The sequence below is a fragment of the Pseudomonas poae RE*1-1-14 genome, assembly GCF_000336465.1.
Lineage (GTDB): Bacteria > Pseudomonadota > Gammaproteobacteria > Pseudomonadales > Pseudomonadaceae > Aquipseudomonas > Aquipseudomonas poae.
Genome location: NC_020209.1, coordinates 1,159,789 through 1,183,105, shown reverse-complemented (window position 1 = coordinate 1,183,105; position 23,317 = coordinate 1,159,789). Strand labels below are relative to the sequence as shown.

Genomic DNA, 23,317 nt, shown 5'->3' with positions numbered 1-23,317 from the left:
GCAAAGGAATGCTTTCAACAATGCACTTTTCACTGAAAAAAATCGTCGCAGCCAGCCTGTTCGCCGCGAGCCTTTCGGCTATCTCCAGCCCTGTCTTTGCCAACCTCACCGAGCAACAAAGTGCGGCCATCGCCAAAAGCCTCAACGATACCCCGATCAGCGATTTCCGCGGTTTTCTCGGCACACTGACCCAGGGCGATATGGCGAAGACCGCTGATGTTACCCCGGCCATTGACGCCTTCCTGGTCGGCAAAACACTGAGCGCCGACCAGCAGAACCAAATCAATCGCCTGCTGGGCATCTACACCCGCGTGAAATACGGCAAGGCCGCCCTCGAAACCCTGCGCGAGCTGGTCGAGATTCCAACCTTCAACGTCGACGGCGTGCCGCAGTATAAAAACCCGGAATTTCTCAGGATCGCCGACAAGATCCAGGCGCTGGCCAAGTCGTTCAACCTCACTTTCCGTAACGTTGACAACCGCGTGTACGAGATATCCCTGGAAGGCCGCGGCGACGAAGTAGTGGGTATCCACGCCCACGCCGATGTAGTGCCAGTGACGCCGGAGAACTGGGTGCTCAAGGACGGCACCAGGCTTGACCCGTTCAAGGTCACGCTGATCGGTGACCGCATGTACGGCCGAGGTACCGAGGATGACAAAAACGGCATCGTGGTGGCGATGTATGCGATGAAGGTGATCAAGGAAGAAAACCTGCCGCTGGCGCGCACCTTCAAATTGCTGGTGGACACCACCGAAGAAACCGCCGGCGATGCCATCCCCTACTACTTCGCACGCAACCCGGTGCCGCAATACAACCTGGCACTGGATGGTGGCTACCCGGTGGTGATTGCCGAGAAGGGCTCGGGCACCGTCATGGCCACGTTCCCCGTGCGCAAGGGCGAAGGCAACGGCGCAGAAATCATTTCGATGACCGGCGGCAAGGCCACCAATCAGATTCCCTCAGCGTCGGTGGCCATGCTGGTCAGTGATACACCTGCAGAATTGGCCGCCGCTCTGCAGCAGGCCGGCACTGAATACGCCAAGCGCAACGGCGATGATTTCCAGGTGAGCGCCAAGGTCGACGGCAAGGAGGTCAAGCTTACCGTCACGGGTGTGTCTGCCCATTCCTCGGCGCCACAGTCCGGGGTCAATCCGGTGGCGCGCATGCTGGAACTGATCAACAGCGTCGACGGCAAGATCGCGCTCAAGCACAACCACATCACTGACGCTGCGCGCTACGCCGCCGACAACTGGGGCCTGGATTACCTGGGCGGCAAGCTGGGTATAGGCTTTTCCGATCAGTTCATGGGGCCGCTGACCACCTCGCTGACCTTCGTCAGCCAGGACGACGAGGCTTTCAAGCTGGCGGTGAATCTGCGCGCTCCGAAAGGCAAATCACCGGAGGCGATCAAGGCGCAGATCGAGCAGAAACTGAACGCGTGGAACACTCATGCCAAGGTCGACGTGACCTTCACCTGCTCGCTCGACACGCCGATGTACCGCAACCCGGAAGGTGAATGGGTGAAGGCCTTGCTGGCGGTGTCCACCGAAAACCTCGGCATGCCGCACACATTCGGCACCTCGGCCGGCGCCACCTCCGTGCACGACCTGCCCAATGGCGTGCAATTTGGTCTGGCGCGCCCGGAAACCAAGTACACCGGGCACACCGACGGCGAATTCAAGACCGTCGACCAGTTCCTGCTGGACTTGCAGATCGTCACTGAAATGATGGGCCGCATAGGCCAGTTGCCGAAGCTCTGACCCAATAAAAAACGCCGATCACTCATGATCGGCGTTTTTGTCAGCGCAGCAGTGCGAGGCCCCTCACCCGCCCGTGCCCAGAAACGGCAGCGCCAGGTACAGCTTGATCACCAACGCGTTGGTAATATCGATGAAAAACGCGCCCACCATCGGCACTACCAGAAAGGCGATCTGCGAGGGCCCGAAGCGTTGCGTCACGGCCTGCATATTGGCGATCGCAGTGGGCGTGGCGCCCAGGCCGAACCCGCAGTGCCCCGCTGCCAACACCGCCGCGTCGTAATTGCTGCCCATCACGCGGAAGGTCACGAATATCGCGAACAGCGCCATCAACAGCGCCTGGGCCGCCAGCAGAATCACAATCGGCAAGGCCAGGGCCGCCAGATCCCACAGCTTGAGCGACATCAAGGCAATCGCCAGGAACAACGACAGGCTGACATTGCCCAGCAGCGACACCTCGCGCTCGAACACCTGGTGCCAACCCAGCGCCGACAGACCGTTACGCAACACAACACCCACGAACAGCACACAGACGAAGGTCGGCAACTCGAACGCCGTACCCTGGATCAAACCGTTGAGGAACATACCGACCTGCAGGCTTATCGCCAGCAGCGCCAGGGTTTCGATAAACGAGGACGAGGTAATCATGCGTTCCCGGTGGGGTTGCTCAAACCCCTTGGGCAGGCGCGGCAATGCCTGCTCGACCCCAGGCACCTGCACCCGCTTGATCAGCAGCCTCGCCACCGGCCCGCCGATCAAACCGCCCAGTACCAGGCCAAAAGTCGCCGACGCAATCGCAAGCTCAGAGGCCGAGGCAACGCCGTACTTGGCGCTGAAGACTCCGCCCCAGGCGGCACCGGTGCCGTGCCCACCGGACAGGGTAATGGAACCGGCCAGCAAGCCCATCAGCGGATCGAGCCCGAGCATCCTGGCCAACGCGATGCCCATGGCATTTTGCAGCACCAGCAGGCCTGTCACCACCAACAGGAAAATGCCGAGTAGGCGTCCACCTGCCTTCAGGCTGGCGAAATCGGCATTCAGGCCAATGGTGGCGAAAAACGCCAGCATCAAAGGCGTTTGCAGCGATGCATCGAAGCGAACTTCAACACCCGCCATTAGACGCAACACCACCAATAGCGCGGCCACCAACAAACCACCGGCCACCGGCTCGGGAATGCTGTAAGTGCGTAGGAAGCCCATACGGGCCACCAGCCAGCGTCCCAGCAACAGCACCAGGGAAGCGGCGACCAGGGTTGAATAAAAGTCGAGTTGAAGCATGGGCAGTCCGCTGAAGGATGATGGGCTGGCCAGAGTAGAGACAGAGGCACCTGTGCACAGCTACCCAAAGAGAAATGCAGAACCTTCCCGCACACTTCACAAAAAAACCTACGCGCAGGGTAAATTTTTCGCGTTTAGCTCATCAGAACGGCAGGCGGAATGTATCCGATCAAAAAAAGCACAAACAAAAACGCCGATCATCTCTGATCGGCGTTTTTGTTGAATATGGAGCGGGAAACGAGACTCGAACTCGCGACCCCGACCTTGGCAAGGTCGTGCTCTACCAACTGAGCTATTCCCGCAAATGGCGTCCCCTAGGGGACTCGAACCCCTGTTACCGCCGTGAAAGGGCGGTGTCCTAGGCCACTAGACGAAGGGGACACGCTACTGAAACACATGGTGTGTATTTCAGTGCCCAGAGGCCGCGTCCGAAGACGTGGTCCTGGTTTCACTCAGTGCCGCCCGAGAGCAGCACTGCTTAAAAACTGGAGCGGGAAACGAGACTCGAACTCGCGACCCCGACCTTGGCAAGGTCGTGCTCTACCAACTGAGCTATTCCCGCATATGGCGTCCCCTAGGGGACTCGAACCCCTGTTACCGCCGTGAAAGGGCGGTGTCCTAGGCCACTAGACGAAGGGGACACACGTACAACATTCACTCCCTACCGCGTTTCGCTGTGTGCTTTACGCTGTAAGTGGCGCGCATTCTATGGATGGATTGAAAGGTCGTCAACCCCCAAGGATAAATTTATTTAAATCAATGACTTCCCCCGTGTTTACGCGCCCATACGGGCGTTGCGCCGCCGTGTAACCCGGCGCCTATATTCCGGCGCCCGACAAGGCGCTATAGTTCGCTCCAACAGATGATGGCAATGTGCGCTCATTCATCCAACGCTATACCTATATAGAAGAAGGTACCTGGGCAACTGGTCGAACAGCCCTATCCGCCAGATGGCCCAGTCACTACACTCCACAGCAAACCCTATTAAGAGGTCACGCCGGTGACACCACTCATGATCACCCTGCTGGTAGTAGTCGGGATCGTAATATTGATCGCCATTGGCTACATGAACCACGTGGTGGAAAACAACAAGCTGGAAAAGAAACGCACCGAGATCGAACTCAACGACCGGCTGCGTCGCTGCGGCGAAATCACCGAGACCTTCCCCGGCCAGTTGATGACCCCGGCGCTCAAGCTGTTGCTCACCCGCCTGGAACTCAACGTCAACCAGCGCCTGCTCAACCTCAACAAATCCAGCGCGGCGCTCAAGGCGCGGATTGGCGAACTCGATACGCTGATCGCCCAGGGCGAATCGATCCCCGTCGCCAACCCGCCCGCCCCGATTCAGACCGAAGCCAAGGCCAAGGACGTGCGCTTCCTGCTCGAAGCCCTGCACGGCCAGGTCACCCGCGCCGCTCAGGACGGCTTCCTGCCGGCCAACGAAGCCAAGCACTGGATCCGCGAAATTCGTCACATCCTGGTGCTGCTGCATATCGAGTTCTTCAACAACCTCGGCCAGCACGCCTTGCAGCAAGGCCAACCAGGCCAGGCACGCCTGGCCTTCGAGCGTGGCGTGCAGTACCTGCGCAAACAACCGGAACCGGTGTTCTACAACACCCAACTGAAAATGCTCGAATCCCAACTGGCCCGCGCCAACTCCACCGTCCTGACCAACAGCCAGCCCGCCGAAGACGAAATCAACGAACTGACCGAAGGCCTGAAAACCGACGACGCTGATGCAGCGTGGAAGAAGAAGGCAATCTACGACTGATCGACCATCGCCGATCCGCTCAAGCCCGAGTGGTGAGGCGAAGGCCCAGGGTTACTTTTGTGCCGTTACAAAAGTGACCCGCTGTAAAAGCGGCCCCCCAAGCCGCCATTACTGCGTCAACGGATATGTGCGCAGTATGCCGCCATCGGGAGCAAGCCCCTCCCACATTGGACCGCGCCCCACAAAAGCTCCCCCTCATAAAAGCCCCAGCAGTGCCATCACTTTGCACCTATCCCCCCGCCCCCGACTAGCGTAAAAAAGTCCCCTAACTCCCGCCAGCCCGAGGCCCCACATGCCTGTCGCCATAATTGATGGACAACCCCTCCACTACCTCGACCAGGGCGCCGGCCCAGTCGTCCTGCTGGGCTCAAGCTACCTCTGGGACCACACCATGTGGGCACCGCAGATCGAAGCCCTGTCGCAGCAATATCGCGTCATAGTCCCCGAGCTGTGGGGCCACGGCGAATCGGGCACGCAGCCCCCTCAAACCCAGTCCCTCGATGACTTGGCACGCCAGACCCTGGCCCTGCTGGACCAGTTGGAGATCCCCCAGGTCAACCTGGTCGGCTTGTCGGTCGGCGGCATGTGGGGCGCACGCCTGGCATTGCGCGCACCGGAGCGCATCAACAGCGTGGTGCTCATGGACACCTACCTCGGTGCCGAACCGGAAGCCACGCGCCAGTACTATTTCTCACTGTTCCAGATGATCGAAGACGCCGGCGCCATTCCCCAGCCGTTGCTGGATGTGGTCGCGCCGATCTTCTTTCGCGCCGATATCGACCGCGACTGCGCGCTCTATCAGGATTTTCGCAGCGCCCTGCAGGCCTTCTCCAAAGAACGCCTGATACACAGCATCGTGCCCCTGGGCCGCTTGATCTTCAGCCGTGAAGACATCCTGCAACAGCTGCCGCGCCTGGATGCCGATACCACCCTGGTGATGTGCGGCGAGCAGGACAAGCCGCGCCCGCCGGCCGAGTCTGCCGAGATGGCCGAGTTGATCGGCTGCGCCCTGACGCTGATCCCCGAGGCCGGGCATATTTCCAGCCGGGAGAACGCGGATTTCGTCAATGAAGCGCTGCTGACGTTCCTTGCCAACCACGCTTGACTGCCCTCGCTCTTTGATCGCTGTATTACGCGGCGATCAAAGGCGGAAGTGCCCTACCATGCCTTTGAGTTCAGTCCCCAACTGCGCCAGCTGGATGCTCGACGCAGCGTTGCCCTGCATGCTCAATGCCGAATGATCGGCACTCGCGCGGATGCTGGTGACGCTGCGGTTGATCTCTTCAGCCACCGAGCTTTGCTCCTCGGCGGCAGCGGCAATCTGCTGGTTCATCTGCTGGATCAAGGACACGGCCGTCGCGATGCTGCCCAGGGCACTTTCGGTCTCCAGCGCATCACTGACCGCCAGCTTCACCAGTTCACCACTCTGCTGGATCTGCTGCACCGACGACTGCGCCGCATTGCGCAAGGTGCTGACCAGCCGCTCGATTTCTTCCGTCGATTGCTGGGTCCGTTTGGCCAACGCTCGCACCTCGTCGGCCACCACCGCGAAGCCACGGCCCTGCTCACCGGCGCGGGCGGCTTCAATGGCGGCGTTCAGGGCCAGCAGGTTGGTCTGCTCGGCCACGCTCTTGATCACGCCTAGAACCGTGCCGATGTGCTGGATCTCGGCACTTAGGCTTTCGATACTGGCGCTGGCACTGGTGCTCGAGGTGGCAAGCAATTCGATGCGTTGCAGACTCAGGCGTACCACCTGTTGACCGCTGTCGACCTTCTCATCCGCAGTCTGCGCGGCGTGCGCAGCCTCTTCGGCATTGCGCGCCACGTCGTGCACGGTGGCGGTCATCTGGTTCATCGCGGTGGCGACCTGCTCGGTCTCCTCCTTCTGACTGCTGACTTCAAGGTTGGTCTGCTCGGTAACGCTGGACAACGACTGCGCCGCACCGGCCAACTGCTCGATGCCGGCCTGCAGCCCGCTGACCATCTGGCTCAGGCCATTACCCATCTGCTGCATCGCCTGCATCAACTGGCCGATTTCATCTCGGCGGCTGACGTCCATGCGCCCGGTCAGGTCGCCGTCCGCAATCTGCCTGGCCACCGCAATCACGCTGCGCAGCGGCGCGACGATCAAACGGGTAATCAGCCACGCTGCCATCAGCCCCACCAGCAATGCCAGCGCGGACGAGCCAATGATCAGCAGCGTGCTGTTGACCAACTGCGCCTGCATCGACTGGTCTTCGGCGTCATACGCCTGATTGACGCGGCTGACCACCTGATCGGCGCGCTCACGCAATTGTTGGTAGACCACTTTTTCCTGGGCCAGCAGGTCGGTGTATTCACCGAGCTTTTCGCTGAACGCGGCGATATGCCCGGAGACTTCATTGAGTACGGTCTGATAGCCGGCGTCCTTGACCGACGTTTTCAACTGCTCGACCTGTGCCAGCGCCTGGTCGGCCTGTTCGATCTTGCCCTGCTCGGCGTCCTCGGCATCCGCCCTGCGGCTCTGGTCCAGACGTAACCGGGCTTCGTTCATCGCCTGCAGCATCAAGCGCGATACCTGGCTGATCTGCCCCGCCTGCTCGATCAGCTCCGCGCCTTCCCGGCCCTGACTCTCCTTGAGACCTTCGGCGCCGTCGTCCGCCAGGCCGGACTGCAACACATCGAGGTTATTGGCCACGCTGGACACCGACCAACTGGCCATTTCCAGCGCCAGGTCCTTGGCCTGGGTCAGTTCCACAAACCCGTCGAATGCCTTGCGATAGGCATCGAGGGCTTGCTCGACATCGGTCATCACCGGCCCATTGGCGGCTGACTGCGCCTTGAGACTGGCCGCCAGAGCGGCCAGGGCATCGACACGTTCATGCAGCGCATCCACCGCCTTGGGGTCGGCGTGCAGCGCGTAGTCCTGCTCGATCAGGCGCACCTTGAGCAAGCCGTCATTGAGCGACGACATGCGCTTGAGCCCATCGAAACGCTGACCAACCGTGTGCAGGGACCACACGCCAATCGCAGCCACCAGCGCCGTCAGCAGCAATACCAGCGCAAAACCCAAGCCCAGCTTCTTCGCCATACCGAGGTTGGCGAAACGTCGTTGCACGCCCGAAATCATTGCACTTGCCCCTCCAGCAATGGCGGATGCCACACGCCCGGTTTTATCAGCAGCGAGATTGGCAACCACAAGGCCCTGAACACAAGTCGTTGACGCCACAATAATGGCAAAAAGCTACGTGCTGGTCGTTTTCAGAATGGTCGAGGTCGATCTGGCCGGCCCCATCGCGCGAAATAACGCCAGCGCCCGCTCATCACCGGCATAGGCGACATTGATGCGCAGCCAATCGCTGGGTTCACCCACCGGGTTGAACAGCGCGCCTGGCGTCAACAATACCCCCAGTCGCCGGGCACAGGCCTGCACATGCGATGGGTCGCCAAGCCCCGGCCGCGCCCACAGGAACATGCCGCCGGCGGGCACGGTAAACACCTGCCATTCTTCGTCTTCCAGCACTTGCACCGTGGCGGCCATTTGCGCGTTCAGGCGCTTGCGCAGGCGTTGCGCCCACTTGCGGTAAGTGCCGTTGGCCAGCAGCGTCGCCACGACGGCTTCGGCAAAACGCGAGGTGCCGATGCCCGTCAGCGTCTTGAGGTGGGCCAGTTGCGCAATGAGCGAAGCGCCCGCGCTCAAATAGCCCACGCGCAAGGCGCTGCTCAGGGTCTTGGAAAAGCTCGATATATAGATGACACGTTCCGCATGGGCCAGTGCCGCCAGCCGTATGCAACTGGCAGGTTGCAGGTCGCCGTAGACATCCTCCTCAATGATCAGAAAGTCGTTGCAGCACGCAAGCGCCAGCAAGCGTTCGGCCACGTCGCGGCTCAAGCTGGACCCGGTGGGGTTGTGGTAGAGGCTGCTGGTGAACAGGCACTTGGGCCGATGACGTTGCAGCAGCGCTTCCAGCGCCGCAATATCCGGGCCGCAACCGGTGCGGGGTACCTCCAGCCGCGTGACGCCGTGAAACGCCAATTGACGGTAAAGGTTGCCATAGCCCGGCGTCTCGACCACCACCGTATCCCCGGCCTTGAGCAGCGTGCGAATGAGCAGGTCCTGGGCATGACTGGCACCGTGGGTGGTGAGAATGCACTCCAGGTTGCTGCTCACCTGAATCTGGTTCAGACGCTTGAGCAATTGCTCGCGCAATGCCGGCAACCCCAGGGGCGTGCTGTAGTTGAACAGGCCGGCGGTGTCGGTACGGCTGACTTCGCGGATCGCATAACTGAGGTCATCGCTTTCGCGCCAGTCGTCTGGCAACCAGCCGCACCCCAGTTTCAGCTCACCCAGGGGGCTGTCGGTGAAGGCGCCCCACTCGCGTTCCGCACCTTCATGCCAAGGCGGTTCGTGAAACACGGGCGCAGGTGCCACCACAAACCCGGAGCCCTTGCTGGAGGCCAGTAGCCCCTGGGCGACCAGCCGCTCCAGAGCCTCGACCACGTTTGACTGGCTGAGCAGGTTGTCGAGGGCCAATTGCCGGATGGAGGGCAGGCGCGTGCCGGGGCTTACTCCGTTACTGCGGATCCACTCGGCCACCGCGCTGACGATTTGCTGCACCACCGGTACAAGGGCTTGTCGATCGATCCCTAAATCCATGAGCCACTCACTTGAACTGTCAGTTATTCAACCCGAGCAGTTAAGCACAGAAGCCCCTTCAGGCCCTTTTTGAATTCTTATTAAAGTATTGATTTTATTGAATTATTTACCTGATGACACACATTCGAAGAAGCGTTCGTCCGTTCTGGAAACGCCCCACAACCACCCCCGGCCTTTTCGAATGGCGGGCGGCATCGCGTCCTAGATCGCCGTCGCACCACCATCCACCGCCAGGGCCTGGCCCGTGGTGAAGGCCGCGCCATCACTGCACAAGTACAACACAGCGCTGGCAATTTCCTCGACCTTACCGATACGCCCCACCGGGTGCATGGCTGCGGCAAATTCGGCTTTACGCGGATCGGCTTCCCAGGCACGGCGGAACATGTCGGTGTCGATCACCGCCGGGCACACTGCGTTGACGCGGATTTTCTTTTTCGCGTACTCAATTGCCGCCGACTTCGTCAGGCCGATCACTGCGTGCTTGGAGGCCGCATAAATGCTCATCTTCGGCGCCGCGCCCAGCCCGGCCACCGACGCGGTATTGACGATCGCCCCGCCGCCCTGGGCCAGCAGCAACGGCAACTGGTGCTTCATGCACAGCCACACGCCCTTGACGTTGACCCCCATGATCGCGTCGAACTCATCCAGGCTACCGTCCGCCAGCTTGCCCTTCTCGATTTCGATGCCGGCATTATTGAAGGCGTAATCCAGGCGGCCATAAGCGGCGATGGTGTGCGCCATCAACTGCTGCACATCCTCTTCGAGGGTGACGTTGCAGCGCACGAACACTGCTTCACCGCCGGCCTGCCGGATCAGCGCGACGGTACCCTCGCCGCCCGCCACATCCAGATCAGCGACCACCACCTGCAAGCCTTCGGCGGCAAACGCCAACGCGGTGGCGCGGCCGATACCGGCGGCGGCGCCCGTCACCAGGGCGACCTGGCCGGAAAATGTCATGCTCATGGGGAAGGTCCTGTGGGAGAAATAACTGTGGGCGAGTCTAGCCAAGGCCAGGTCTGGCGCGTCAGCACTATCAAAAGCCCGGTTGTGGCTGCATGAATCGCAGTGATAAGTGCACCGGCAGCACTATCATTCCTGTCTATCGGCGAGCATTCGCACGTCTGGCGAACACTTGCATTCACGCCACCGCAGGTCTATCACTCGGGGTTCATTTCTCAAGAGTCCCTGCCATGACTGACCAGACCAACCGCCAGTTCCTGCTCGCCAAACGCCCGGTCGGCGCGGCCACGCGTGACACCTTCACCTATCAGGAAGTCCCGGTAGGCGTGCCTGGCGACGGGCAAGTGCTGGTGCACAACGAATACCTATCCCTGGACCCGGCGATGCGTGGCTGGATGAACGAGGGCAAGTCCTACATCCCGCCGGTCGGCATTGGTGAAGTGATGCGCGCGTTGGGCGTAGGCAAGGTGATTGCGTCGAACAACCCGACGTTTAAGGTCGGCGATTATGTGAACGGCGCGCTGGGCGTGCAGGACTACTTCGTCGGCGAGCCGCGAGGCTTCTATAAAGTCGACCCGACACTGGCGCCTTTACCGCGTTACCTGTCGGCCCTGGGCATGACCGGCATGACCGCCTACTTCGCGCTGCTGGACACCGGCGCGCCCAAGGCCGGCGAAACCGTGGTGATCTCCGGCGCCGCCGGCGCGGTGGGCAGCATTGCCGGGCAGATCGCCAAGCTCAAGGGCTGCCGCGTGATCGGTATTGCCGGAGGCGCCGACAAGTGCAAGTTTCTGGTGGACGAACTCGGTTTCGACGCAGCCATCGACTACAAGAGCGAGGACGTGCCCGCCGCCCTCAAGCGCGAATGCCCCAAAGGCGTGGACGTGTATTTCGATAATGTCGGCGGCGATATTCTCGATGCCGTTCTCAGCCGCCTGGCGCTGAAGGCGCGGGTGGTGATTTGCGGGGCCATCAGCCAGTACAACAACAAAGAAGCGGTGAAAGGCCCGGCCAACTACCTGTCATTGCTGGTCAATCGCGCACGCATGGAAGGCTTCGTGGTGATGGACCATGCCGCCAACTTCGCCGCTGCCGGGCAGGAAATGGCCGGCTGGATGGCCCAGGGCAAGCTCAAGAGCAAAGAAGATATTGTCGACGGGCTGGAAACATTCCCCGAGACCTTGATGAAGCTGTTCAATGGCGAGAACTTCGGCAAGCTGGTGCTCAAAGTCAGCTGACGCAGTCTCTCAGGACACCCACATACACATGTGGGAGGGGGCTTGCTCCCGATAGCGGTGGATCAATCGATGCCTATGTCGACTGTCACACTGCAATCGGGAGTAAGCCCCCTCCCACTTTTGTGTTTGCCTTGGGTATCAGGCGATTTCAGCGACGACCGCCGCCAGCGCCTTGGCCGGGTCGGCGGCCTGGCTGATCGGACGCCCGATGACCAGGTAGTCCGAGCCCGCGTCCAACGCCTGGCGCGGGGTAAGGATACGCCGCTGGTCGTCTTGCGCGCTGCCCGCCGGACGAATCCCCGGCGTCACCAGTTGCAGCGACGGGTGCGCCGTTTTCAGCGCCTGGGCTTCCAGGGCCGAGCAGACCAAACCGTCGAGTCCGGCCTTCTGCGCCAGGGCCGCGAGGCGCAACACTTGCTCCTGGGGCTCGATATCCAGGCCGATGCCAGCCAGGTCTTCACGTTCCATGCTGGTGAGGACGGTCACGCCGATCAACAGCGGTTTGGCGCCGTTGCGTTGTTCCAGCACTTCACGGCAGGCGCTCATCATGCGCAGGCCACCGGAGCAGTGCACATTGACCATCCACACGCCCATCTCGGCCGCCGCCTTGACCGCCATGGCGGTGGTGTTGGGAATGTCATGGAATTTAAGGTCGAGGAACACCTCGAAACCCTTGTCGCGCAGGGTGCCGACGATGTCTGCCGCGCAACTGGTGAACAGCTCCTTGCCGACCTTGACCCGGCAAAGCGCAGGGTCCAACTGGTCGGCCAGCTGCAGTGCGGCTTCACGGGTAGGGTAATCCAGGGCGACGATGATAGGCGTCTGGCAGACGGACATTGGCATGGGCTCTCAGGCAAGTCGAAATCGGCGCGGATTGTAGCGCAAGCGGCGCCATTGCGGGATCCGGTGATCGGTAAATACCGACGGTCCGGGTTTTATGGCATTTGTGTCGGCATCGATACATTCACGACATGCCCTCAACACGCCCCGGCGCTAGCCTCGCGTCCACGACCGACCGTCCAGCACTTCCAGCCATGGGGCTGGGCGCCTATGCTGAGCGTATCCACCAGGCAGATAACCGCATTATGCAGACCCCCTCCACCGTAAACGACGAGCCCAAAGACGCGGTAATTGCCGACGACAAGCGCTGGAACACCCGTGCCCTGATTGTCGATGACGATGTGCCGATCCGTGAACTGCTGATCGATTACCTGGCGCGCTTCAATATTCTCGCCACCGGCGTCAACGACGGCGCCGCGATGCGCGTGGCCATGCAGGCCGGCACCTTCGATGTGGTGGTGCTCGACCTGATGCTGCCGGGCGAGGACGGCCTGTCGCTGTGTCGCTGGCTGCGCGCCGAGTCGGACATTCCTATCCTGATGCTGACCGCACGCTGCGAGCCCACAGACCGCATCATCGGCCTCGAGCTGGGCGCCGACGATTACATGTCCAAGCCGTTCGAACCCCGTGAACTGGTGGCGCGTATCCAGACCATCCTGCGCCGGGTGCGCGATGACCGCACCGAGCAGCGCGCGAATATCCGCTTCGACAACTGGCGCCTCAACAGCGTCCTGCGCCAGTTGGTGGCCGACGACGGGCTGGTGGTGCCGCTTTCCAACGCCGAGTTCCGCCTGCTGTGGGTGTTTATCGAGCGCCCTCGCCGCGTGCTCAGTCGCGAGCAATTGCTGGACGCTGCGCGCGGTCGCTCCATCGAGGCGTTCGACCGCAGCATCGACCTGCTGGTGTCGCGTCTGCGCCAGAAACTGGGCGACGACCCGAAAGCGCCGCAGTTGATCAAGACCGTGCGTGGCGAAGGCTACCTGTTCGACGCACGGGATATCGGCTGATGCGCAACGCTTTCAACACGCTGTTCGGGCGGCTGTTCGGCGTGTTGCTGGTGGCCATTGTGCTGGCCCACGGGCTGACGATCTTCTGGTTTCACCACTACGGCCCGCCCCCGCCTCCCTCCGGCGACCTGTATGTGCAGAGCGCCGATGGCAGTTTCACGCCCGTGCACCAGAAGCACCAGCGCCCATGGTTTGGCGGCCCGGTCGTGCCGCTGACGTTCCAGGTCATCACGCTGATCATTGCCGCGTGGTACGGCGCCAAACTGCTGAGCCGACCGATCCAGCGCCTGAGCGAAGCGGCCGAGCGTCTGAGCCTGGACCTCGACAGCCCGCCGCTCAACGAGTCCGGCCCCCGCGAGGCGCGACAAGCGGCCTCGACCTTCAACCTCATGCAACGGCGCATTCGCGAGCAGGTCAGCCAGCGCGCGCGCATGCTCGGCGCCGTGTCCCATGACCTGCGCACGCCGCTGTCGCGCCTCAAGTTGCGCCTGGAACAGATCGACGACACCCGCCTGCAAGGCCAGATGCGCCAGGACCTGGACGACATGATCGGCATGCTCGACGCCACCCTGAGCTACCTGCACGAACAGCGCACCAGCGAAACCCGGCACTGGCTCGATGTGCAGGCGCTGGTGGAGTCTTTGAGCGAAAACGCCCAGGACCAGGGGTGTGACGTGCAATATGCGGGTTCATGCACACCGCTGCAGGTGCAGCCGATGGCCCTGCGTTCGGGCCTCAATAACCTGATCGATAACGCGCTGCGCTATGCCGGCAGCGCACGCGTTGAACTGACGGATAACCCCGAAGCCCTGGTGATTCGTGTCATCGACCACGGCCCGGGGATTGCGGCGGATCAGCGCGAAGCCGTGTTCGAGCCGTTCTTTCGCCTGGAAGGCTCACGCAACCGCAATTCCGGCGGCGTCGGCCTGGGCATGACGATCGCCAGGGAAGCCGTCGAACGACTTGGCGGCCGCCTGAGCCTGGAAGAAACACCGGGGGGTGGGCTGACAGCGGTGATGTGGTTGCCTCGGGCTTGAATCCTGGCAGGAAAACGGGAGCCTCTGTGCCGGGCCGCTCTGTTGTTTAGGGGCTGCTGCGCAGCCCTTCGCAGGCAAGCCAGCTCCCACATTTGATCTTCGTTACTCTGAGCATCGCGTTCAGTTAAGGAAAACTTGTGGGCTTATTGTGGCGAGCGGGCTTGCCCCGCGTTGGGGTGCGCAGCGCCCCCAATCCAGCAAAACGCGGCGTACCTGATATGGCTCAGCGCCTGGTTTAGGGCTGCTGCGCAGCCCAACGCAGGACAAGCCTGCTCGCCACAGGGAATCTGCGCTTAACTGAAGGGCATTGAGGCTTGCCCGCTCGCTACAACAAGCCCGCTCACCACGCCCACCCACATTGTAATTTGCAGACCTATGTTTCCCGCCGCCCCTGGGCCTGGCTCGCGCTCCAGTCCATCAACAGGCTGTACGCCACCGCCAGCAAGGTCGGGCCGATGAACAGGCCGATAAAGCCGAAGGCGATCAGGCCGCCGAACACGCCAAGCAACACGATCACCAACGGCAGGTTGCCGCCGCGGCTGATCAGGTAGGGTTTGAGCACGTTGTCCACGCCGCTGATGATGAACGTGCCCCAGACGCCAAGGAAGATCGCGTGGCTGTAGTCGCCTTTCCACGCCAGCCAGGCCGTGGCCGGGATCCACACTAGCGGCGGGCCCATGGGAATCAGGCTGAGCAGGAAGGTGACGATGCCCAGCACCAGTGCACCGGGCACGCCGGCGATGAGGAAGCCGATCAATGCCAGCAAGGCCTGGGCGGCGGCGGTGCCGATCACGCCATTGACCACCCGTTGCACGGTGCCGGCCACCAGTTCGATGTAGTACCCGGCCCGGTCGCCGATCAGGCGTTCCAGCAGACGGTGGGCGAACATCGCCAGGCGCGGCCCGTCGCGGTAGAAAAAGAACACGAAGACCAGGCTCAAGGTCAGTTCGAGGATGCCACCGCCAATCTGCGCACTGCGCGCCAGCAGCCAGTTACCCACCTGGCCAAGGTAGGGCTTGATGCTGATCATCAGCGCGGCGCCCTGCTCGTCAATGCTGTCCCACATGCCCACCAGCCGCTCGCCCACCAGCGGGATCGAACCCAGCCAGGTGGGCGCTTCGGGCAGGCCATCGACCTGAATGTCCTTGATCAATACCGTGGCATCGCGCACATGGTCGGCCAGGTTGAAGCCCAGCCACACCAGTGGCACCGCCACCAACAGCATCCAGCCCAGGGTCAGGATGCCGGCAGCCAGCGACTCGCGCCCGCCCAGTGCACGGGTCAGCAGGCGCATCAGCGGCCAGCTGGCAAAGGCCAGCACCGCGCCCCAGAACAGCGCCGACCAGAACGGCGCCATCACCCAGAAGCTGGCACCAAACAGCACCAGCAGCAGGATTTGCACCAGCAGGCGATCATTATTGGGCATGGAAAATCTCGAAAGGAAGGTCTCAGGAACGTAGCTTAGGCGAACGGCACGGGTCCGTTCGCCCGGGGATGCTCAGCGTATCAGATGCAGGTGCAAGCCTTTAGCGTCACCGGTACCGGTTTCCAGGCGGGCTGCGCGCACGCCGTTATCAACCAGCGCCTGGCGCCAGGCCTCGGCCGAAGGGCCGCTCACGCTGACGCGCAGGTTGGTGTCGAGGTTCAGTCCCCGGGAAATCAGGGTCAGCCAGGTGGCATCCGGCTCGGCGGCCAATGCGGGAAAGTCCAGTTCGCCGGTGCTTTTAAGCTCACGCAGCAACGTCGCGGAAGTGGGCAGCAGTGTGCCCAGGGGCGTGCCGGCATCGAGTTGCTCAACGTGAAGATAGGCGCGGCGATTGCCTCGTGTGATGCCGTACAGCGCCACCAGGGAATTGTCCTGCGGGGCCGCCAGGCGCAACAGCAGGTATTCCTGCTGACCGTCGGCGCCCACCAGTTTGGCGTTGCCGAACACCTCATTGGCCCACAGGCTGCTCTCGCCGCAATCACGGGCCTGGCACCAGAACAGCAATTGCGCGCCGTTGGCCTGCAACGCTTCGCGCGTGGCGGTAAACGCGGCGCTCGATGTGTGTTCGGCGGGCAGTTCATAGGTGATGGCGGTGGCTTGCCCACGGATGGTGGCCTGGCTTTCGGAACGCAGCTGGCCGCTGATCCTGCGGATCGCCCCCATGGGGTAGATGCGTTCTTTCTCTTGCGCCGGGCGGTAATCGACGATCTGCGCGTCGACCTGACGGGCGACGGCGGGCAGATCCTGACTACCCGGCACATCGGCGGCGAATACCAGCGGGCTGAATATACCCAGCCCCAGAACACGGAAACATCTTTTACCCAGGCTCATTGGATCGGTGAGCCTGGGCCAGTGCAAGCAGGCGTTATGTTTGAATTGTTCATGGTGGACTCCCTTTCAATCCGCCCAGCCTCGGCAGTTGACCGCACCAAGTCAAGGCGCGGAGAAGAACCGATTGAAACAGTCTGCAACAAGAACTGCGCCGGACTCATCATTCAGGTGTAAATGATGGCCGCCCGGCAGCGTGGTCGCCGCAAAAGGCAGTTGGGAAAGCAATTCGGGATGTTTCGCCAGCATGCCATCTGCCGCCACGATCAACTGCGCAGGACAACCGACGCGATGCACGAACGCCATTGCCTGCTCATCAGTCAGACGCATCGGCGAAGCCAGGGTCAGGCGACTGTCGGTGCGCCAGGTGTAACCGCCGGGCACCGGCATCAGGCCGCGCTGGGCCAGCAGTTCGGCGGCTTCGCGGCTGACTGCCACCAGGCCTTTCATGCGCGCCTCAACCGCACGGTCGAGGGTGGTGTAGACCGGCTTGCGCTTGTCCTTCAGGCTCAGTTGCGCCTGCAACGCCATGCCGAGGCGCTCGGCGGCATGCTCGCCGTTGGCGGTCGGCGGGATCACGCCGTCGATCAAGCCCAAATGCGTAACCCTGTCCGGCAAGGCACCGGCCAGGGCGGTGGACACGACGGCGCCGAGGGAGTGACCAAGTAATGCAAAACGTTTCCAGCCCAGCTGTTCGGCCACTTGCAGCACATCGAACACGTAATCCCACAGGGCGTAACCGGCGCCCGTCGGGCGATGCGCCGAGTGACCATGGCCGGCCATATCCACCGCGACGATGCGCAACCCGGTCAGTTTCGGCGCCAGGCGCGCAAAGCTGTTGGCGTTGTCCAGCCAGCCATGCAGGGCGATCACCGGCAAGCCGTCCTCGGGGCCGAACAGGTGGGCGGCCAATTCGATATGCGGCAGGCTCAGGCGCACTTCTTCGACGGGCGTGCTCATGCGCAACTGCGCTCACGGCTTTCCCAACGGGCGAACAGGGTCTTGATCAAGGCAGCGGTGTCCTGTGGGTGTTCGAGGGGGAACATGTGGCCACCGGGCACGGTGAGCGTTTCGCCCATGGGCAGTCGGTCGACGCCGCTGGCATGGTGACGCATCACCACCCGGCTCTGGCGACCGCGCACCATGGCCAGCGGCACCCGTAACTGGCGCACCTGTCCCGGACTGGTATGGGGCACGCCGCGGTAGATGCTGATTTCGGTGGCCGGGTCGAAGCGCAGCCGCAGGCGATCGCCCACCGGACAGAGGCCATGTTGCAGGTACGCCTCGAAACAGTCCGGGTCGAACCCGCGAAACAGCGCCTTGGTGGCAAAGTAACTGCGCGCAGCGGCCAGGTCGGTGAATTCTTCGCGGCGGCCGAGGGTGCGCCCGGCTGGCGTGAGACGGTCGATGAAACCAAAGCGCTTGGCGGCGCGGATCACCCAGCGGTCGGCGCGAGTGAGTACCGGCGAGTCAAGCATCACCACGCCGCGATACAGCTGCGGGCAGCGCATGGCCGCATGCAGGTGCAGCACGCCACCCAGGGAATGGCCTACGCCCCACACCGGCGTGGGCTGTTGCTCAAGATGATGGATCAGCTCATCCACCAGGTTCTGCCAGTTGTCATCCACCGGAAACCTGGGATCGTGACCGTGCTGCGGCAAATGAGCCACTTCGTATTCCGGGGCCAGGCCGGCAAACAACTTGCCATAGGTGGCCGAAGGGAAACCATTGGCGTGGGCAAAAAACACGTGCTGCGACATACCGGACCCTCTGCACAGACAGTGGAGCGATTGTCACCACGCACGGCCTGCACGGCAATGACCGTAACTGCCAGGAATGATGGCACTCACGCCACGCCTATCGCGCCGGCGGGTTCTCGCCCAAGGGCACGACGGCCATGGTCAGGCGCGATACACAACTGGCCTTGCCCTCGTCGCTGGTCAGGCGAATGTCCCATACCTGGGTGGTACGGCCGATATGAATCGCGGTGGCGACCGCCGTCACCCGCCCGCTGCGCACACCGCGCAGATGGTTGGCGTTGACCTCGAGGCCCACGCAATAGAACTTGCTGGCATCGATGCACAGGTAGGCGGCCATGGAGCCGACGCTTTCGGCCAGCACCACCGACGCCCCACCGTGCAGCAGGCCGTAGGGCTGATGGGTGCGGTGGTCGACCGCCATGCTCGCCGTCAGGGAGTGCTCATCGAAGCTTTCGAAACGGATGTCCAGCACTTCACCGATGGTGTTTTTCTGCAGGGTATTGAGGTGCTCGATGTTCGGTTGGGTGCGCCACAGGCTCATGGGAGTGTCCTTTCTATTGTTATCAGGAGGGCCTACGGGTTTTTCACGCTGACCAGGCTCATCAGCCCCGCCAGCGGAAAATCGCCTTCCAGTTCCGCGAGGCTCGCGGTGTGCATCGGCTGCGACTGGCGCAGATGGCCGTGCTGCAAAAAGCTGATCAGGCTGCCCACCAGAGGCTGATGGCTGACCAGCAGCACGTTGTCATCGGTTTCGAGGTTTTGCAGCACCTGGGGCGGATTACCGTCCGGCGTCAACCACGGTACCGTGCGGATCTCAGCCTGAAAACCGAGGGCCTCGCGTACCAGCTGCGCGGTTTGCTGCGCCCGTACGTAAGGGCTGGCAATGATGGCGCTGATGGGCTGGCCGATCAGCTGCGCAGCACTGCGCAACACTTCACCACGGCCGTGCTCGGTGAGGTGACGCTCGGCGTCGCTGCGCGCGTGGGGTTCGGCCTCGCCGTGGCGCAGAATCCACAGCTTCACAGCTTGGGCTCCTCATCGCGCACCGGGTGCGGCGCCGGTGGCACGCTGTGGGCGGCTTCGCCTTCGGGCGCACGCGGGGTCGGCCAATCGGCGAAGGGCCAGGGCTTCTGCTCGGTATGGAAACTGCCGAAGCGGCCGATCTGCGCCAGGAACTGGCTGAGGCTGTCGCCGAAGTTCATCAGGCCCAGGTTCGGCGCGCCGTAGATCAAACGGTATACCAACTGCACCACCACCAGCGCGCCGAGCAGGAACTGCGCGACCTGCCACACCAGGGCGAACACCAGCATCCAAAGGATGCGCAGCACAATGGATTCATACTTGGGGGCTGCTTTGGGATCGTTCATGACGCGTTCCTCAGTTGAAACCGCTGGTGGAAATAAAGTCGACATCGGTTTTCGGCTCGGCGCGCATCAGCAGCTCGATCACCTGCTCCAGGGTACGCCCCTCGAACAGGATCGCATGCAAGCCGGCCACCAGCGGCATATAGACGCCCACTTCCTGAGCCTTGGCCTTGAGCACCTTGAGGGTGTTGACCCCTTCCGCCACTTCGCCCAGGCGCGTCACCGCTTCGTCCAGGCTCAAACCCTGACCCAGCGCAAAGCCGACCTGATAGTTACGGCTTTTGGGCGAGGAGCAGGTAACGATCAGGTCGCCGACGCCCGCCAGCCCCAGAAAGGTCATCGGATTGGCGCCCTGGTTGACCGCAAAGCGGGTCATTTCCGCCAGGGCGCGGGTGATCAGCATGCTCTTGGTGTTTTCGCCCATGCCCAGGGCCACGGCCATGCCGGCGATGATGGCGTAGACGTTCTTCAGCGCGCCACCCAGTTCGACGCCAAACCTGTCGGCGCTGGCATAAACGCGAAACGTGCGGCCATGCAGCACGGCCTGGACGCGCTCACACAGTTGCTCGTCTTCGCTGGCGACCACGGTGGCGGTCAGCGCATGCTCGGCCACTTCCCGTGCCAGGTTCGGCCCGGACAGCACGCCAATACGTGCCTGCGGGGCGATCTCCTGGAGAATTTCGCTCATCAGCTTGAAGGTTTGCGCCTCGATGCCCTTGGTCAGGCTGACCAGCAGCTTGCCGGCCAGACGTTCGGCGTGAGGGGCCAGCACCGAGCGCAACGCACTGGAGGGCAGCGCAACAAAGCACAGGTCGCAGGCATTCAGGGTGGCCAGCAGGTCGGTGACAGGCTCGACCGCCTCATGAATTTTGATGCCTTTAAGGTAACGGGGATTTTCCCGGTGCACGCGAATGGCCTCGGCCTGCTCGGGGTCACGCATCCACTGGCGCACCACGTGGCCATTCTCAGCCAGCAGGTTAGCCACGGCGGTACCAAAACTTCCGCCTCCCAGTACCGCAATAGGGCGCTGTTCAGTCATATGCAATCCGTTTATCCATACCAGTGGCAATCGCCGCATTATACGGAGCGCCTCAATTGCAGCCAGCCCCCGCGTCAATTCGTACGCTCGTCGGAAAATGCCACAATTGGATGAACCTATTGCAACTCCAACGACTGGCATAAACCGTCACCTCAGTTACCATGGGCGGCTATCCGCAATGATCAAGGCCGTGCCGTGTATTTGGGCCCTCCTCCCCGCTCATCCCTGTTGTTGATGCTGTTGTGCAGCGCTGCCGCCTGCGCCGATGACCTGTTCCTCGACAGCCAGCCGCTGCCGCAGGTGCTCACCGCCACGCGCCTCAAACAATCGGCCGCCGCCGTGCCCGGCAGCATGACGGTAATCGACAGCGAATTGATCAAGGCCAGCGGCGCGCGGGATATTGCCGAATTGCTGCGGCTGGTGCCGGGGATGATGGTCGGCTACACCATCGGCAATCAGGCCGCCGTGAACTATCACGGCACCAGCGCCAGCGATGCGCGCCGCATGCAGGTGCTGATCGACGGCCGTTCGGTGTACCGCGCGGGCCTGGCCACCGTCGACTGGAGCGATATCCCGGTGGCTATGGAAGATATCGAGCGCATCGAAGTGTTTCGCGGTCCCAACACCGTCAGCTATGGCGCCAATGCGCTGATGGCGGTGGTCAACATCCTCACGCGCTCACCGGCCAACAGCCAGGGCACGCGGGTAAAGGTGCAGCGCGGCGAACGCGGCATCAATGATGTCTACGCCAGCCAGGGCCTGGGCTGGGAAACCGGCGATTTGCGCCTGTCGATGTCCGGCCAGCAGGACGATGGCTTCGACAGCGACGCCGTGGGTGCCGACCGTCGCGACAGTCGCCGCCTGAGCCGCTTCAGCCTGGCCGTGAGCCAGACGCTGAATGCGCAACAAAGCCTCGACTGGCAGTTGAATGCCAAGGAAGGCACCAACCAGCGTCCCTACACCTACGCACCAGTCTTCGCCGGGATTACCGAAGGTGGCAATAACTCCGACGTCAACGCCAGGGACTACGCAGGCTCACTGCGCTGGAACATCGATTTCAATCCCGACCACAGCCTCTATATCCAGGGCTCGGCCCAGCAATGGGACCGCCGCCAGGTCTGGAAGGCTTGCGACGCGAAAGTCTCGTTCAGCCCGGAGCTGACCCGCCTGTGGCAACTGAACCCCAACTACGCCGAACGGCTCGCGCGGCACATGGACACCTACAGCCAGGGCAGCGCCCCGCCGGGCAGCGCCGCCGAACAGACGCTGGGCAATCAGGTGCTCGACCAATGGCGCAACGGTGCCAGCCAGAACGTGTGCGGCGACATCGACCAGAGCACCCGCGAAAGCCGCTACGATCTGGAGATTCAGGACACCCTCAGCCTGTCCGACAGCCTGCGCCTGGTCAGCGGCATGAACTATCGCTACGACCGCGCCGACTCGGACACCTACTTCAACGGCACCCTCGACGACGTCACCTGGCGCCTGTTCGGCCAGCTCGAATGGCGTGCCAGCGAACACTGGCTGCTGCAGGGCGGCGCCATGTATGAAGACACGCGCCTGAGCGGTCACTCACTGACGCCCCGGGTAGCGCTGAACTACCTGATCAACCCGCGCCACGGCCTGCGCGCGGTGTACTCCGAAGCCATCCGCTCGCCGGACATGTTCGAGAACAACGTCAACTGGAGCTACCGCGTCAACAATCTCAGCTCGCCGGCCTATGGGCAGAACGCCGGGCAATACTTTGTGGTGACACGGGGCCCGGGCAACCTCGATAAAGAGCTGATGAAATCGCGGGAACTGGGCTATAACGGCTTCTTTGCCGACCTCGGGCTGAACCTGGACGTGAAGCTGTTCTATGACGAAATCACTGACATGATCAGCTCGCCGCTACGCAACAACCAATACATCGCCAGCAACGGCAACAGCTCGCGATTTGTCGGCGCCGAGTCGCAACTGGACTGGCGCCTGAGTGACGCCGACCGTCTGCGGTTCACCTACGCCTACGTCGACGCCACCGCGAGCAACCCGCTGGACAAGGCCCAGACCGCCCGCAACAGCGGCTCGGCCGGCTGGTTGCGTGAATGGGGTGACGGCTGGTCCAGCGCGCTGTTCTACTACGGCGACGACGCGCTCAACCAATATCGCTTCGAACGGGTCGACCTGCGGGTGGCCAAGCGCATTGCCGTGGGCAACGCCAACGTGGAGCTGGCGGGCATGCTGCAACAACGCCTCGACAACCAGCCGACCACCTGGGCCGACAATATTTATGATCATCGTCATGTCCTCTACTTCAGCGCGGCGCTGGAGTTCTGA

The 23,317-nt window shown here is 62.4% G+C and carries 20 protein-coding genes, 4 tRNA genes and 1 pseudogene; 7 read left to right on the top strand and 18 right to left on the bottom strand.

What is annotated here, in order from left to right; translation table 11 throughout:
* Nucleotides 1-20: 20 nt before the first annotated feature.
* Entirely contained in the window at nt 21-1,760 is a 1,740-nt protein-coding gene (locus tag H045_RS05465; protein WP_015371660.1) for a dipeptidase, read from the top strand.
* A 63-nt stretch (nt 1,761-1,823) separates the two neighbouring features.
* On the opposite strand, the gene gltS is transcribed toward H045_RS05465, so the two are convergent.
* From gltS to H045_RS05440, 5 genes are all read right to left on the bottom strand, one after another.
* Nucleotides 1,824-3,035, bottom strand: coding sequence for a sodium/glutamate symporter (gltS, locus tag H045_RS05460; protein WP_003237150.1), 1,212 nt, complete (start codon nt 3,033-3,035; stop codon nt 1,824-1,826).
* Nucleotides 3,036-3,261: 226 nt separating this feature from the next.
* A tRNA-Gly gene (locus H045_RS05455) sits at nt 3,262-3,337 on the bottom strand.
* Between the two features lie 3 nt (nt 3,338-3,340).
* Nucleotides 3,341-3,416 (bottom strand) — tRNA-Glu (locus H045_RS05450).
* Between the two features lie 105 nt (nt 3,417-3,521).
* Nucleotides 3,522-3,597: transfer RNA gene (locus tag H045_RS05445), tRNA-Gly, on the bottom strand.
* 3 nt (nt 3,598-3,600) lie between these two features.
* Nucleotides 3,601-3,676: transfer RNA gene (locus tag H045_RS05440), tRNA-Glu, on the bottom strand.
* A gap of 371 nt (nt 3,677-4,047) precedes the next feature.
* On the opposite strand from H045_RS05440, the gene H045_RS05435 reads away from it, so the two are divergent.
* Nucleotides 4,048-4,806, top strand: coding sequence for a hypothetical protein (locus H045_RS05435; RefSeq protein ID WP_041931444.1), 759 nt, complete (start codon nt 4,048-4,050; stop codon nt 4,804-4,806).
* Between the two features lie 292 nt (nt 4,807-5,098).
* On the top strand, nt 5,099-5,911 hold the full coding sequence (locus H045_RS05430) for an alpha/beta fold hydrolase (RefSeq protein ID WP_015371658.1): 813 nt from the start codon (nt 5,099-5,101) through the stop codon (nt 5,909-5,911).
* 36 nt (nt 5,912-5,947) lie between these two features.
* Here the strand turns inward: H045_RS05430 and H045_RS25720 are convergent, their stop codons facing one another.
* The 4 genes and pseudogenes from H045_RS25720 to H045_RS05415 form a co-directional block, all read right to left on the bottom strand.
* Nucleotides 5,948-6,652 (bottom strand): methyl-accepting chemotaxis protein, encoded by a 705-nt coding sequence (locus tag H045_RS25720; protein WP_422394099.1) that lies wholly within the window; start codon nt 6,650-6,652, stop codon nt 5,948-5,950.
* A 201-nt stretch (nt 6,653-6,853) separates the two neighbouring features.
* A pseudogene (locus H045_RS25715) lies at nt 6,854-6,961 on the bottom strand (HAMP domain-containing protein); the annotation flags it as partial.
* 1,068 nt (nt 6,962-8,029) lie between these two features.
* On the bottom strand, nt 8,030-9,442 hold the full coding sequence (locus H045_RS05420; protein WP_015371656.1) for an aminotransferase-like domain-containing protein: 1,413 nt from the start codon (nt 9,440-9,442) through the stop codon (nt 8,030-8,032).
* A 201-nt stretch (nt 9,443-9,643) separates the two neighbouring features.
* A complete protein-coding gene (locus H045_RS05415) occupies nt 9,644-10,405 on the bottom strand; it encodes an SDR family oxidoreductase (protein WP_003237158.1) in 762 nt (253 codons plus the stop codon).
* Nucleotides 10,406-10,632: 227 nt separating this feature from the next.
* Here H045_RS05415 and H045_RS05410 point away from each other — a divergent pair, with 227 nt between their 5' ends.
* The gene (locus H045_RS05410; protein WP_015371655.1) at nt 10,633-11,640 is read left to right on the top strand and encodes an NADP-dependent oxidoreductase; all 1,008 of its coding nucleotides are present in this window, start codon (nt 10,633-10,635) and stop codon (nt 11,638-11,640) included.
* A gap of 138 nt (nt 11,641-11,778) precedes the next feature.
* On the opposite strand, the gene pyrF is transcribed toward H045_RS05410, so the two are convergent.
* Nucleotides 11,779-12,477, bottom strand: a complete 699-nt coding sequence (gene pyrF / locus H045_RS05405; protein ID WP_003237161.1) for an orotidine-5'-phosphate decarboxylase — start codon at nt 12,475-12,477, stop codon at nt 11,779-11,781.
* Between the two features lie 248 nt (nt 12,478-12,725).
* Here pyrF and H045_RS05400 point away from each other — a divergent pair, with 248 nt between their 5' ends.
* Nucleotides 12,726-13,487, top strand: coding sequence for a response regulator (locus H045_RS05400; RefSeq protein WP_032871333.1), 762 nt, complete (start codon nt 12,726-12,728; stop codon nt 13,485-13,487).
* Nucleotides 13,487-14,524 carry a sensor histidine kinase gene (locus H045_RS05395; RefSeq protein WP_003237164.1) on the top strand — a complete coding sequence of 346 codons (1,038 nt, stop codon included), beginning with the start codon at nt 13,487-13,489 and terminating at the stop codon, nt 14,522-14,524. Before H045_RS05400 ends, H045_RS05395 begins: the two co-directional genes overlap by 1 nt.
* 373 nt (nt 14,525-14,897) lie before the next feature.
* Here the strand turns inward: H045_RS05395 and H045_RS05390 are convergent, their stop codons facing one another.
* The 8 genes from H045_RS05390 to H045_RS05355 form a co-directional block, all read right to left on the bottom strand.
* Nucleotides 14,898-15,950 carry an AI-2E family transporter gene (locus tag H045_RS05390; protein ID WP_003233193.1) on the bottom strand — a complete coding sequence of 351 codons (1,053 nt, stop codon included), beginning with the start codon at nt 15,948-15,950 and terminating at the stop codon, nt 14,898-14,900.
* A gap of 72 nt (nt 15,951-16,022) precedes the next feature.
* A complete protein-coding gene (locus H045_RS05385) occupies nt 16,023-16,841 on the bottom strand; it encodes a DUF4892 domain-containing protein (RefSeq protein ID WP_015371654.1) in 819 nt (272 codons plus the stop codon).
* Between the two features lie 102 nt (nt 16,842-16,943).
* Nucleotides 16,944-17,798, bottom strand: coding sequence for an alpha/beta hydrolase (locus H045_RS05380; protein WP_015371653.1), 855 nt, complete (start codon nt 17,796-17,798; stop codon nt 16,944-16,946).
* Complete coding sequence (locus H045_RS05375) at nt 17,795-18,598, bottom strand: alpha/beta fold hydrolase (RefSeq protein WP_015371652.1); 804 nt, start codon at nt 18,596-18,598, stop codon at nt 17,795-17,797. The genes H045_RS05380 and H045_RS05375 overlap by 4 nt, the downstream gene beginning before the upstream one ends.
* A 97-nt stretch (nt 18,599-18,695) precedes the next feature.
* Complete coding sequence (locus tag H045_RS05370; protein ID WP_003233201.1) at nt 18,696-19,139, bottom strand: hotdog fold thioesterase; 444 nt, start codon at nt 19,137-19,139, stop codon at nt 18,696-18,698.
* A gap of 32 nt (nt 19,140-19,171) precedes the next feature.
* Nucleotides 19,172-19,621: a phosphohistidine phosphatase SixA gene (gene sixA, locus H045_RS05365; RefSeq protein WP_003233203.1), complete on the bottom strand. Its 450-nt coding sequence runs from the start codon at nt 19,619-19,621 to the stop codon at nt 19,172-19,174.
* Entirely contained in the window at nt 19,618-19,965 is a 348-nt protein-coding gene (locus H045_RS05360; RefSeq protein WP_003233205.1) for a DUF4389 domain-containing protein, read from the bottom strand. Before H045_RS05360 ends, sixA begins: the two co-directional genes overlap by 4 nt.
* 10 nt (nt 19,966-19,975) lie before the next feature.
* Complete coding sequence (locus H045_RS05355) at nt 19,976-21,001, bottom strand: NAD(P)H-dependent glycerol-3-phosphate dehydrogenase (protein ID WP_003233207.1); 1,026 nt, start codon at nt 20,999-21,001, stop codon at nt 19,976-19,978.
* Nucleotides 21,002-21,196: 195 nt separating this feature from the next.
* On the opposite strand from H045_RS05355, the gene H045_RS05350 reads away from it, so the two are divergent.
* The gene (locus H045_RS05350) at nt 21,197-23,317 is read left to right on the top strand and encodes a TonB-dependent receptor plug domain-containing protein (RefSeq protein WP_329609550.1); all 2,121 of its coding nucleotides are present in this window, start codon (nt 21,197-21,199) and stop codon (nt 23,315-23,317) included.